The sequence below is a fragment of the Oceanirhabdus sp. W0125-5 genome, from assembly GCF_027938815.1.
Taxonomy (GTDB): domain Bacteria; phylum Bacillota; class Clostridia; order Clostridiales; family Clostridiaceae; genus Oceanirhabdus.
The window spans coordinates 3,316,711-3,329,170 of record NZ_CP115913.1; the positions used below are offsets into that span (position 1 = coordinate 3,316,711).

The following is a 12,460-nucleotide window of genomic DNA, read 5'->3' on the forward strand; positions in this document are numbered from 1 at the left end:
AGAAATGAGTATAATTACTTTATCACACGGAAGTGGTGGAGCATCAACAAATAAATTAATAGAAGAATTATTTTATAAATATTTTAATAATGATATCTTGCTTCAAAAAAATGATTCATCAATTTTACCTATGTGTAATGGAAAGATTGCTGTATCAACAGATTCTTTCGTTATAAATCCTATCTTTTTTAATGGAGGAGATATTGGAAAGTTATCAGTATGTGGAACGGTCAATGATTTAGCTATGAGTGGAGCGAAACCATTATATATTACAGTAGGCTTTATTATTGAAGAAGGCTTAGAGTTAAAAGATTTAGAAAGAATAGTTAAATCAATAAGTGAAACTGCAAATGAAGCAAATGTAAAAATCGTTGCAGGTGATACAAAAGTAGTTGAAAAGGGCAGTGGAGATAAAATATATATAAATACAACTGGTATAGGTGTAATGGAACGAGATGTATATTTAAGCAGTGAGAATATCAAAACAGGAGATAAAGTAATCATAAGTGGAACTTTAGGTGACCATGGTGTTTGTATTATGTCCAAAAGAAAAAACTTAAAATTTGATGTGGAAGTTGAAAGTGATTGCGGACTTTTAAATGAACTTATTGATAATGTTCTAAATACAAGTGAGAATGTAAGGATATTAAGAGATCCTACAAGAGGTGGACTTGCAACAACTTTAAATGAATTTTCAAAGGAAAGTAATAAAGGTATAGTTATAAATGAGTGTTCTATACCAGTTAAAATGGAAGTTGAGAGCATGTGCGAAATTCTTGGGTTAGAACCATTATATATTGCTAATGAAGGTAAGGTTGTTTTAATAGTTGGAGAAGAAGATGCTGAAGAAGTATTAAAAGTTATGAGATCCCATCCAAGAGGAAAAGATGCAGAAATTATTGGAGAGGTAATAGAGGATGATAGACAAATGGTTTGTCTTAAGACTGAAATAGGCGGAACTAGAGTAGTTAATATGCCTGTAGGTGAATTATTACCGAGAATATGTTAGAAATGTTGAAGGAGTTTTAGAAATGAATTTATTTACTACACTAATGATAGGATTTATTCTTGGAATAAAGCATGCTATAGAACCAGATCATGTTATTGCTGTATCTACGATTGTAAGTAGAACAAAGAAATTATGGACATCTTCTTTAGTAGGTATATTTTGGGGTATAGGGCATACGTTAACATTACTTATATTTGGAATGTTATTTATATTTATGAAAAAAGACATACCAAATGTATGGGCATTATCTTTGGAATTTGCTGTTGGTATAATGCTTGTTTATCTTGGAATACGTAGTTTTATATCTCCTGAGAAAAATGATGTTCATTCTCATTCCCATGAACAGGAAAACTCAAAGCTTAAAGGATTCTCATATTTAAAATCAATATTTATTGGAGCTGTACATGGTTTATCAGGAAGTGCAGCAATGATTTTATTAACAATGTCCACTGTGAAAAGTCCTTGGGAAGGTGGAATTTATATTATTATTTTTGGTATAGGAACTATATTTGGTATGTTATTATTCACAACAATAATTGGAATGCCTTTTGCTATAAGTTCTGATAATAAAAAGTTGAATATTGGATTTACTCGTATTACTGCTGTGATTAGTTGCATTTTTGGAGTTTATTATATGTACAATTTAGGAATTAATGATGGTTTATTTAAGCTTTTAATTAATTAAAATATGTAAAAAAGAGTTTTAATCTTTTAGATTGAAACTCTTTTTATAATATGAATTAATACACTATTTAATAAGTATAAGTTCATTACCAAGGTATTTTGCTATAGTCCCCATACCTGAGATTTTCCCTTTAGCTTCAGCATCCTTATTATAATTAGTATTTGTATTTACATCATAAGTATAGATAGTACCATCTTCATCAGTAATAAATTCGATACCAGCAATATTAATCCCATTAGTATTAAGGAATTTCGAGTATTTTTCAATTATTGGATCTTCAAATCCATCAATAATTTTAAATTTTGATGTTTCTGATTCTCCAACAGGACAGAAAGCGTCTCCTATTTGACAAACATCTGCTGGGCACAATTGAAAACCTTCTGAAGTATTAACTTGAACAGCATAAACGAATTTACCTCCAATAAATTCGCAGCGTGTAATATGTGGTGTTGGAGCTTTTATATACTGTTGAATTAGTGTTATTCCATCTATAGAAATTTCAAAATTATCACCATATACATACTCTTTTAATGACTCAATACTGTGAAATAATTGAACACCTAGTCCTTTTCCTGCACGATTATGTTTAGTTATAAAAGATCCTTTAAAGCTTTTAGCTGCTTCAATAATTTGCTCCTTACCAATAGCAGCAACTGTGCGAGGTGTCTTTATACCATGAGCATTAAGAGAAGCATATTGAGCAACTTTACTAATTTCAAGTTTAAGTGCATTACTAGTATTAATAACTTTTCTATTATGTGCTTCAAGCCATGCAAGTACTGATGCTGTATATTCGGGTGCAAAGCGATGACCACGAGTATGTGATGAAGCACTCATACGATTGTAAAATACACCCTCAGGTGGAGTTTGAGATAAATCTAAAACTCCTTCATTTAAAAACCAGTCTTCATAAGGCAACCCTAAAGCTTCTAATTCTTTAATCAATGGAGCAGTCCACTCCTTGTTTTCATGTATTATATAGATTTTTTTCATAATAAACATCCTTTCAGAAATTTTAAGCTAATTTTAGGTTATAATTTTCTTTATCATCATTGTTAAATTTAACTCTATCAAATTCATCTTCTGAGTTTGCTACTAAAAATGCTGCTACAGATGCACCAGTTACATTTATCATTGTCCTAACCATATCCATAATTACATCAATCCCGAGTACCATAGCTAGCCCCTCAATTGGAAGACCAAGGTTTGATAATACTACAGTGGATGCAATGGTTGCAGCACCAGGAACTCCTGCTATACCGATGGAGCCTATAACAGTCGTAGTAACAAGTAGTAAGTAATGGCTAAAGGATAATTCAATTTTAAACACATTAGCTACAAAAATTGCAACAATTGCTGGATAAATACCACCGCCACCATTCATACCTACATTAGTACCAATAGGAGCAACAAAGCTAGCTATCTTATCAGAAATCATTAATCTATTAGTTAAAGTTTTTAATGTTACAGGCAAAGTTCCATAACTGCTTTGAGTAGTAAATGCAACTACCTGTGCAGGATAAAGCTTTTTAAAAAATTTTATAGGATTAACTTTTGCTACAAATGTTAATAAACTTCCATATGTTAATATCATGTGTAATACGCTGGCGATATACATAGCAACAATTACTTTTACAAGAGGAATTAATGTTGCAATTCCATTTTTAGCAGCAGTTGCAGACATAAGAGCAAATACGCCGTAAGGTGCTAAGTTAATTATTATTTTTGTAATTGAAAACATAACCTGTGCAAAGGAATTAATGAAATCTTTTATAGGTTTGATAGCTTCCGTTTTTTTTGAATCTTCAATAATTATGCCTACTGAAACAAATAGGGAGAAAATTATAACAGGAATTATCTTTCCTTCAACCATTGATGCAAGTGGATTTTTAGGTATCATATCTATTAAGATTTTACTAAAAGCAGGAATTTCTTTTACTTGGAAAGAAGTATCTTTAGCGAATTGAATACCGTTTCCTAAATTCATTACGTTTGCAACTAATATACCTATAGCTGCAGCAATTCCTGTTGTAGATAAAAGTAATACTAAGGTTTTTAAACCAATCTTTTTTAATTGTTGTGGACTTTCAAGTGATGTTATACTTGAAATTAATGATGTTACTATGAGTGGTATTACCACCATTTTAATCAGGGATACAAAGATTTTTCCTATAGGTTCAATAATTAAAATATTGTTTTTGAAGATTGCTCCCATAGTGATACCCATAAACATTGAAATTAATACTCTTACTCCAAAATTAACTTTCTTTTTGTTTAAGTTGTGTAAAAATACAAATATTACAATTGAAACTAAAATACTACCATATGTTAATAACATTTAAAATACCTCCATAAATTTTAAATTTATATTTTTTACAACTTGGCCAAGTTATAATTCTTAAAAATAAAAAAACCTCCTGCCTCTGAAATACTCCAGAGGCAGAAGGTATACTTCCGCGGTTCCACTCTGATTAGACATTACTGTCCATCTTTTTTCTGGTACTAAATTATACCATATCTCTATAACGGGAGAATCCGAAAAAGCATACTATAGTTCAGCTTTCCACTCACAGGGGCACTTCAACTATACTTGTACATAAAACTCTCTCACCCATGGAGTTTCTCTCTGTATGCCTCATATAATCTACTTTTCCTGATCAATGTGTTTAGTTTAATAATTTCTTACCATTAACTTGTTACTTATTCTAAATTAAAATAAAAAATTTGTCAATAATAAAGGCTTTGGAAATTAATGTTATAATAGAGATATGAAAAACTATACTTAATTATATAATTTAATATCTAGTTATACAATTTTAATGTTATAAGTTAACTTATTCACAAAAAACAAGTTTTTTGTTTTAAGTCTAAAGGGGGATGTAAGTGAATACATATAAGATTATAGGTATAATAATTTATTTATCTTTTTATGGAAGTTATTTTGCAAAAATGTTTTCACAAAGTAAGAGCGGCATAAAAACTGATAGAATGGGTAAAGGAATTAAACCTAAAAAAACTTTTGTTATAGAAGTGATTTTGAAAATGATAACACTAATGACAGCAGTTATACAGCTTATAAGTATTTTATTTATTAAAAAAATACTTATATTAATTCAAAAAGATTGGTTTATTTATAGTGGTTTTATAATTTCCACGATAGGTGTCATCATTTTTATTATTGCAATGGTAACAATGCATGATAGTTGGAGAGCGGGAATTGATAATACTCAAGATACTAAAATGATTAGTAATGGAATTTATAAATACAGTAGAAATCCAGCATTCGTAGGGTTTGATCTATTTTATATTGGGTTAGCACTTTCATTCTCAAATGTTTTTAATGTATTTTTTGCATGTGCTTCAATCGTAATGTTTCATTTTCAAATACTAGAAGAGGAAAAGTTTCTTAATACTATATTTGGAAATGAGTATTTAGACTATAAGAAAAAAACATGGAGATATTTTGGAAAATAATAGAAAATGAGATTTTTATATGATAAAATGATACTAAGTTGGGAGTTAGGTTAATTTATTGAATATAAGATTATAAAATCAAAATCTAAAAGGGAGTAGTAGCAATTCTCAATGAGAATTGTAGGTAAAGACAACAATACGGCTATGCCTGTTTTTATCTTTCTTAATTTTAAGAATACGAGACTTTTAGTTATAATGCGTTCATGAATGTGTTATAACTAAAAGTCTCATTTTTTTGGGGAGGGGGTAATATGGAATTTATTTTCCTTATAGTAGGATTTGTTTTCCTTGTTAAAGGGGCTGATTTTTTTGTTGATGGTGCTGCGAGAATAGCTGATTTTTTTAAGATTCCACCTGCAATTATAGGTTTGACAATCATTGGTTTTGGAACTAGTGCACCAGAATTAGCAGTAAATCTCAACGCTGCTATAAAAGGCTCTACAGGTATTGTATTGGGGAATGTAATAGGATCTAGTATTTTTAATATTTTGATTGTTTTAGGTGTAATAGCTATAATTAAACCCTTGAGTGTTTCTGGTGATATTTTAAAGGGTGATTTCCCATTCTTGTTAGTTTCTACTGTTTCTTTAATGCTATTATCTGTAGTGATTAATCCATCTGGAGTTATGATATTATCAAAACTCGATAGTATTTTATTACTATTTTTATTCTGTATATTTTTCTACAGAACAATCAATTTCGCATTAAAAAGTAGAACAAATTCAGAAACAGAAGAGTATAACAAAAAAGATAAAGGGATATTGAAAAACGGTTTTATTACAGTATTAGGCCTAGTAGGAGTAGTATTAGGCGGAAATGCAGTAGTTGATAATAGTGTCATTATTGCTCGAAATTTCGGTGTCAGTGATCGTATTATTGGACTTACTATCGTTGCCATCGGTACGTCGTTACCAGAGTTAGTCACTTCACTTACTGCAATAAAAAAACAAGAAAGTGAAATGGCTATAGGTAATATTATAGGTTCAAACATTTTTAACATACTATTGGTTTTAGGATTATCTTCTCTTTTAAAACCTCTAACAATTACTTGGAGTTCTGGAATAGATATTATAGTTTTAATGGGGATAACAGTTTTGACGTACTTCTTCTGTTTGAAAAATGCTGAGATTTCAAGAATAGAAGGCTTCACTTTGATAATGGTTTACGTGTTTTATTCTGGTATATTCCTTATATAAGTCTTACTGTAACACAAACATATCAATTATTATTTTTAGAACAATTTAAAGAAGTAAGACTAATATATTAATAAAATAATTTAAGGCTTATTGGTATATTAGTCCTGTCTTATTTTTAGTAAAATAAATTACATTTGATTTACAGCGCTAAGTCAACAGTAATTAAGAATCATGAAGACTCAAGGTTAAATATTGAATATTAAGGTTAAATATTGAATATTAAGGTGATATAATGAAAATTATTAATGTTGGTAATAGAATAAATAATAATTACTTAATACAGTTGGATAATGGATATTTGTTAATTGACACTGGTTACCAAGAACAGTTTATTGATTTTTGTAAAAGACTAAGAAGACATAATATTGAGCTAAAAGATATATCATATATTTTCCTAACGCATGCTCATGATGATCATGCAGGTTTTCTGAACGAGATTCTAGACAATTGTGATGCAAGAATTATATTGCATAGGAAAGCTGTAGAAAGGTTAAAGGAAGGTAAGAATTCATTTGAAGGTGGATGCACAAGCTATTTGGCATTAACTTTCTGTAGAATTATGAAATTACTAGGAAAAGGGGATCATAGATTTCAACCAGTAGATAGAAAAAATAGATATATTATTTTGGATGAAGTTACACAACCTATACTAGAAAAAGAATTAAGATGTAGAATAATTAATCTACCTGGACATACAATAGATTCAATTGGATTATTCTTTCAAGACGGTTCACTTTTTTGTGGGGATGCTGTAATGAACGGTTTTCCAAGTATGAATCGAATAATAATTTGGATTGAAAATCTGAAAGACTACATGGAGTCATGGGAAAGTATGATAAACTATAATCCTATTAAGATATATCCCTCTCATGGTAATCCTTTTCTAAAGAGGATTTAAATAAAAATTTCCACAAGATAAGAAATATAAAATTATATCCTTTAAAGTAATATTTCCTTCTATAAACATTAAAGTAGAAAGTATAGAATGGTTGAATATAGTGAAATTAATTCAATAATTATAGGGAGTTATAAAATACTGCTTATATTTATATAAGCAGTATTAAGCAAATTACTAGCGTACTTCGAAGCTGCCGCAATCAGTATGTTCAACTGTATTAGCAGTATTACCGTGTTTTTTTACTTGTATTCTGTTTAAAGAACAATACTGACCCTCATTACTATGATGTCTACATTCATTAACTGTGCATCCTATGTTCTCATTTCTTGGCATAATCAATTCCTCCTATTAACTTAAATTTTACTATATTATTATTAGGAGTTTATTTAATTTTATTCAATGTAAATTTATTATAAATTGCTATTTGAGATAGTATTTCTATACTCTAATGGACTTATATCCATATATTTCTTAAATACTATAGAATAATAATTTTGAGTGTTGAATCCAACAGACACAGCTATATCTAGAAGCGATAAATCAGAATGTTCTAGTAAATATTTACTCTTTTCTACTCTATAATTATTTAAAAAACTAGAAAAAGTAAAGCCTGTCTCCTTTTTAAATACTTTACAAAAATAACTTTTATTCACAGATAAATCATTACATAGATTATCTAAGTTTATGAAATGAGTATAATTTTCATGAATATGTCGGATTGCTTTTTTTACATGGACATTAAATTTTAAATTACTCATTCCTTTACTAAACTTACTATCAGATATATTTAGTATTATAGAAGGTAGATATTCTAAGCAACTGTTCGGTTTAAATGGAATTGAATTATTATCATCATTTTTACATTTAAACGGACCTATTACGAAATATCCTCTATATTTATTATATCTAGATATGGAAACTATTATAAAATTAATGTCATTTTCATAGCTTAAATAAAGACTAAGTGAGTCATCAGAATCAAAATTAATATCTTTATATATATCGTACTTAATAATATTTTTTTCAAGAAGTGGGTTATATCCAACTTTGCACATCTCATTAAAATCAATATCTACTGCCATAACAGGTAAATTACAACAGTTGAAAAAGTCTGTAATTATATCATTTATAATGTTCAAATCATTATACCTCCACAAAAATAAGTTACATATAGTTATAAAAAAACAAATATAATTAAGTCAATCAATCCGTAATGATATAGAATAACTTATAATAATGATAATTAATATCAATTGCTTATTATTTATTATTGATTATTATTGTTAATATGTCAAATGAAAAAATTTAAGTAATTAAATCAGGGAGGACTAAGTTTGAAAATTTTATATTTGGTATTAGGTCTAATATCTTTTTTAATAGGTATTATAGGAATTGTGCTACCAATAATACCTACAACTCCATTCATGCTGCTTACATCATTTTGCTTGTTAAAAAGTAGTGATAGTTTGAATGAAAAATTCCAGAGAACAAAATTCTATGAAGAGCATGTTAAGCCTTTGAAGGAAAATAGAGGTATGACTATGAAATCAAAAATGATTATACTCACTCCTGTAACAATTATGCTGTCTCTCATTATTGTATTAATAGAAAACACAATAATGAGAGGTGTTATAGTAGTCATACTTATTGTAAAGATAGTAGTATTTACAAAGATAAAAACTTTAAAAGAAGAGGTGGAAACTAATGATAAACAAAAGATTACTATCACTAAGTGAAAGTTCTAAAAAGTGGGTAGGACTTACTGTATTAATGAATTGGGTATCTATAATATGTAATATATTTATAATAGTATTTATAGGCCATATGATAGATGATTTATACAAGAAAAAAATTTCTAATAATTTAATACCACATTTGCTCTTCATATTTTTTATGCTCCTTTTAAGATTTACTTGTAATAGGTTATCAACTAGATTCTCCTATTATTCATCTGCCGAGGTAAGAAAATTATTAAGGGAGAAGATTTATAAAAAGTTGCTAAAGTTAGGGGTAAATTATACAGACACAATCTCAACTTCATCAACAGTACAAATAGCTGTAGATGGTGTAGAGGCTCTTGAAGTATACTTCGGAAGATATCTTCCACAGTTGTTTTATAGTTTATTAGCTCCGATGACTTTGTTTATAGTAGTATCATTTATTAGTTTAAAAGCAGCTATAGTACTTATTTTATGTGTACCACTAATACCAATTTCTATAATAGCAGTTATGAAAATAGCTAAGAAATTATTAAGTAAATACTGGAACATATATACAAACCTAGGGGATTCTTTTTTGGAGAATTTACAAGGGTTAACGACATTAAAGATATTTGATTTAGATGGAGAAAAAAACAATGAAATGAATGAAGAGGCTGAGACCTTTAGAAAGATAACTATGAAGGTCTTAGCAATGCAGCTTAATTCTATAAATATAATGGATTTAATAGCATTTGGTGGTGCAGCGATAGGTATATTAATAGCTATAAATGAATTCTCATTAGGTAAGATTTCAGTTGGTGGAGTTATAGTGATAATATTATTATCGTCAGAATTTTTTATTCCATTAAGATTATTAGGTTCATTCTTCCATGTGGCTATGAATGGAATTGCTGCAAGTGATAAGATATTTAATTTATTAGATAAAAAAGTTGAAAATGAAAGAGAATTAACAGGTGAAGAGAAAAAGTTACTTGAAAATATTAATATTAAATTTAATAATGTAGATTTTAGTTATGATAAAAAAAGGACTGTATTAAAGGATATAAACCTACATATTGAAAATAAAAAGATGGTAGCATTAGTTGGAGAAAGTGGTTGCGGGAAAAGTACAGTAACTAACCTCCTTCTAAAACTAAAGAAAGTGGACAATGGTGAAATAACTTTAAATGGGCTTAACCTAAATGATATTCCATTTAATAAATTAAGAGAAAAAATAGGTTTTATAAGTCATAACTCATATATTTTTAATGGAACCATTGAAGATAATATGAAAATGGGTAAATATGACGCGACTAATGAAGAGATAAAATATGCTCTTGAAAAAGCTAATTTATATGACTTTGTGCTAGACCTACCAAATAAATTAAAGACTAATGTAGGAGAGGGCGGAGCTTTTTTATCTGGTGGACAAAGACAGAGATTGGCACTTGCTAGAATAATAATCTCTAATCCAGAAATCATTATATTCGACGAGGCAACTTCTAATATTGATGTGGAAAGCGAAGAGAAGATATGGAAATCCATTTATCAAATAGCTAAGAACAAAACAGTTTTAGTAATATCACATAGATTAGCTAATGTAAGAAACGCAGATTTGATTTATGTATTGGATAATGGAAATATGGTTGAGTTCGGAAGTCACAATCAGCTTATGAAGAATAAATCAAAATATTATGATTTACTTATTAATCAAGAAAAATTAGAGGGTATAATGGACAATAGATTAAGTGTTGAAAGTGAGGTAGCTATTAGTGGAGAATAGACAAACAGGTATTAAAATTATGGCTAGACTTATAAAGATTTTGAAACCCTTATCTCCAATAATGTTTATTACAATTACTTTTGGAGTCCTAGGTTTTTTAGCTGCAATATCAATAACCACATTTGGAGCAGTAGCAGTAGCTGCTAAACTGGGAATAAATATGGGATTTAGTGTATCAAAGGCTGTAAGTATAATAATCGCTTGTGCGATACTAAGAGGGATTTTAAGGTATGTAGAGCAATATTCTGGACACTATATAGCATTTAGAATACTAGCAATACTTAGAGACAAGGTGTATAAAGCATTAAGAAAACTAGCACCTGCAAAGCTTGAAACAAAAGAAAAGGGTAATTTAATATCAATAATTACCAGTGATATAGAATTACTAGAAGTTTTTTATGCACATACAATAGCACCTATTGCTATTGCAATACTAACTTCAATTATAATATCAACAGTATTATTTAAATTAAACCCTTACTTTGGGATATTATCATCAGTTTTCTATATTACTATTGGATATGTAATACCTGTTGTATTATCTAAACTTGGAAATAAAGCAGGTATAGAATATAGAAATGAATTTGGAAAGACAAATAGTTTTTTATTAGATTCATTAAGAGGTATAAAGGAAGTTTTATTATTTGGTGAAGGTGAAAAAAGACTTAAAGAAATAAATGATAATAGTGACACATTAAACTCAAAGTTAAAAGTCATAAAATCACATGAAGGATTAATTAAAGCTTTAACTGATGTTACTATAATGATATCTATACTTACTTTTCTATTTGCAGGAGTTGTTTTATATAAAAATAGAATTCTAAATTTAGGTGAGGTATTAGTGGCAATAGTGTTGCTATCAAGTTCATTTGGACCAGTAGTAGCTTTGAGTAATCTATCTAATAACCTGGTTCATACTTTTGCCTGTGCACAGAGATTATTTAACATCTTAGACGAAGTGCCAGCTGTAAATGAGATTGAGGGAGAAATAGAATTAGTAACAAATGATATTACTATAGAAAATATAGATTTCAGCTATGCTTCAAGAGAAGAGAAACTATTAAGAAATGTGAGTCTTCAAATAAATAAAGGGGATAAGCTTGCAATTATAGGTCCTAGTGGATGTGGTAAAAGCACTTTAATAAAACTTATAATGAGATTCTGGGATGTTAAATCAGGAAGTATAAAATTTGGTAATAAAAATATAAATAGTATACCAAGTAAAACACTTAGAAAGAATCAATCATTAGTGAGTCAAGAGACATTTTTATTCAATGATAGTATAGAAAATAATATTAAAATTGGGAATAAGAATGCATCACATGAGCGAGTTGTAGAAGCATGCAAGAAAGCATCAATACATGAATTTATAAAAACACTTCCAAAAGGATATGAAACTAATGTAGGTGAGCTTGGAGGAAATTTATCTGCAGGAGAAAGGCAAAGACTTGGTATTGCAAGAGCATTTTTACGTGATGCCCCTGTTATTATATTAGATGAACCTACAAGTAATTTAGATACATTAAATGAAGCTGTAATACTGAGAAGTATAAAGAATGAATGCAGTGATAAAACTGTAATAATGGTTTCTCATAGAAAAAGCAGTGTTTCAATTTGTGAGAAAAAGGTATATGCTACGGAACATGGGATTACTACTTTTAAAAGGTAATGTAATTCAGCGGTCACAGGATGATTTTCCATAATCCAATAATTGT

At 28.7% G+C, this 12,460-nt stretch carries 12 protein-coding genes and 1 other annotated feature; of the genes, 8 read left to right on the plus strand and 4 right to left on the minus strand.

Translation table 11 applies throughout. The annotated features are described in order from the left end of the window. The first annotated feature begins 4 nt into the window (after positions 1–4). Both hypE and OW730_RS15290 read left to right on the plus strand, forming a co-directional pair. Positions 5–1,009 (plus strand): hydrogenase expression/formation protein HypE, encoded by a 1,005-nt coding sequence (gene hypE / locus OW730_RS15285; RefSeq protein WP_271229582.1) that lies wholly within the window; start codon positions 5–7, stop codon positions 1,007–1,009. 22 nt (positions 1,010–1,031) lie between these two features. Beyond that, on the plus strand, positions 1,032–1,694 hold the full coding sequence (locus OW730_RS15290) for an urease accessory protein UreH domain-containing protein (protein ID WP_271224918.1): 663 nt from the start codon (positions 1,032–1,034) through the stop codon (positions 1,692–1,694). Positions 1,695–1,757: 63 nt separating this feature from the next. Here the strand turns inward: OW730_RS15290 and OW730_RS15295 are convergent, their stop codons facing one another. Together OW730_RS15295 and OW730_RS15300 are read right to left on the minus strand one after the other, a co-directional pair. Further along, the gene (locus tag OW730_RS15295) at positions 1,758–2,687 is read right to left on the minus strand and encodes an ATP-grasp domain-containing protein (RefSeq protein ID WP_271224919.1); all 930 of its coding nucleotides are present in this window, start codon (positions 2,685–2,687) and stop codon (positions 1,758–1,760) included. 22 nt (positions 2,688–2,709) lie between these two features. After that, positions 2,710–4,032, minus strand: a complete 1,323-nt coding sequence (locus OW730_RS15300) for a dicarboxylate/amino acid:cation symporter (RefSeq protein ID WP_271224920.1) — start codon at positions 4,030–4,032, stop codon at positions 2,710–2,712. A gap of 94 nt (positions 4,033–4,126) precedes the next feature. Then, positions 4,127–4,364 (minus strand) — a binding site (T-box leader). A gap of 213 nt (positions 4,365–4,577) precedes the next feature. Here OW730_RS15300 and OW730_RS15305 point away from each other — a divergent pair. From OW730_RS15305 to OW730_RS15315, 3 genes are all read left to right on the plus strand, one after another. Then, the gene (locus tag OW730_RS15305) at positions 4,578–5,168 is read left to right on the plus strand and encodes a methyltransferase family protein (protein WP_271224921.1); all 591 of its coding nucleotides are present in this window, start codon (positions 4,578–4,580) and stop codon (positions 5,166–5,168) included. A gap of 251 nt (positions 5,169–5,419) precedes the next feature. Continuing rightward, positions 5,420–6,364 (plus strand): calcium/sodium antiporter, encoded by a 945-nt coding sequence (locus OW730_RS15310; protein WP_271224922.1) that lies wholly within the window; start codon positions 5,420–5,422, stop codon positions 6,362–6,364. A gap of 232 nt (positions 6,365–6,596) precedes the next feature. Then, positions 6,597–7,262 carry an MBL fold metallo-hydrolase gene (locus tag OW730_RS15315; protein ID WP_271224923.1) on the plus strand — a complete coding sequence of 222 codons (666 nt, stop codon included), beginning with the start codon at positions 6,597–6,599 and terminating at the stop codon, positions 7,260–7,262. Between the two features lie 174 nt (positions 7,263–7,436). Here OW730_RS15315 and OW730_RS15320 read toward each other — a convergent pair whose 3' ends face one another. After that, complete coding sequence (locus OW730_RS15320; protein WP_271224924.1) at positions 7,437–7,595, minus strand: DUF1540 domain-containing protein; 159 nt, start codon at positions 7,593–7,595, stop codon at positions 7,437–7,439. A 77-nt stretch (positions 7,596–7,672) separates the two neighbouring features. Further along, positions 7,673–8,401 carry a helix-turn-helix transcriptional regulator gene (locus OW730_RS15325; RefSeq protein WP_271224925.1) on the minus strand — a complete coding sequence of 243 codons (729 nt, stop codon included), beginning with the start codon at positions 8,399–8,401 and terminating at the stop codon, positions 7,673–7,675. A 195-nt stretch (positions 8,402–8,596) separates the two neighbouring features. On the opposite strand from OW730_RS15325, the gene OW730_RS15330 reads away from it, so the two are divergent. Genes OW730_RS15330 through OW730_RS15340 form a run of 3 tightly spaced genes read left to right on the plus strand, consistent with a single transcriptional unit; the run spans position 8,597 to position 12,414 of the window. Then, positions 8,597–8,998, plus strand: a complete 402-nt coding sequence (locus OW730_RS15330; protein WP_271224926.1) for a YbaN family protein — start codon at positions 8,597–8,599, stop codon at positions 8,996–8,998. Then, on the plus strand, positions 8,967–10,745 hold the full coding sequence (locus tag OW730_RS15335) for an ABC transporter ATP-binding protein/permease (RefSeq protein ID WP_271224927.1): 1,779 nt from the start codon (positions 8,967–8,969) through the stop codon (positions 10,743–10,745). Before OW730_RS15330 ends, OW730_RS15335 begins: the two co-directional genes overlap by 32 nt. A gap of 19 nt (positions 10,746–10,764) precedes the next feature. Continuing rightward, positions 10,765–12,414: an amino acid ABC transporter ATP-binding/permease protein gene (locus tag OW730_RS15340; RefSeq protein WP_271229583.1), complete on the plus strand. Its 1,650-nt coding sequence runs from the start codon at positions 10,765–10,767 to the stop codon at positions 12,412–12,414. The last annotated feature ends 46 nt before the right edge of the window (positions 12,415–12,460 follow it).

What these genes read in the sequence shown, in the direction of transcription:
- OW730_RS15320 (WP_271224924.1), bottom strand. Translation starts at nt 7,595, where the DNA reads ATGCCAAGAAATGAGAACATAGGATGCACAGTTAATGAATGTAGACAT.
- OW730_RS15315 (WP_271224923.1), top strand. Translation starts at nt 6,597, where the DNA reads ATGAAAATTATTAATGTTGGTAATAGAATAAATAATAATTACTTAATA.
- OW730_RS15295 (WP_271224919.1), bottom strand. Translation starts at nt 2,687, where the DNA reads ATGAAAAAAATCTATATAATACATGAAAACAAGGAGTGGACTGCTCCA.
- OW730_RS15290 (WP_271224918.1), top strand. Translation starts at nt 1,032, where the DNA reads ATGAATTTATTTACTACACTAATGATAGGATTTATTCTTGGAATAAAG.
- OW730_RS15310 (WP_271224922.1), top strand. Translation starts at nt 5,420, where the DNA reads ATGGAATTTATTTTCCTTATAGTAGGATTTGTTTTCCTTGTTAAAGGG.
- OW730_RS15340 (WP_271229583.1), top strand. Translation starts at nt 10,765, where the DNA reads ATGGCTAGACTTATAAAGATTTTGAAACCCTTATCTCCAATAATGTTT.
- OW730_RS15300 (WP_271224920.1), bottom strand. Translation starts at nt 4,032, where the DNA reads ATGTTATTAACATATGGTAGTATTTTAGTTTCAATTGTAATATTTGTA.
- OW730_RS15335 (WP_271224927.1), top strand. Translation starts at nt 8,967, where the DNA reads ATGATAAACAAAAGATTACTATCACTAAGTGAAAGTTCTAAAAAGTGG.
- hypE (WP_271229582.1), top strand. Translation starts at nt 5, where the DNA reads ATGAGTATAATTACTTTATCACACGGAAGTGGTGGAGCATCAACAAAT.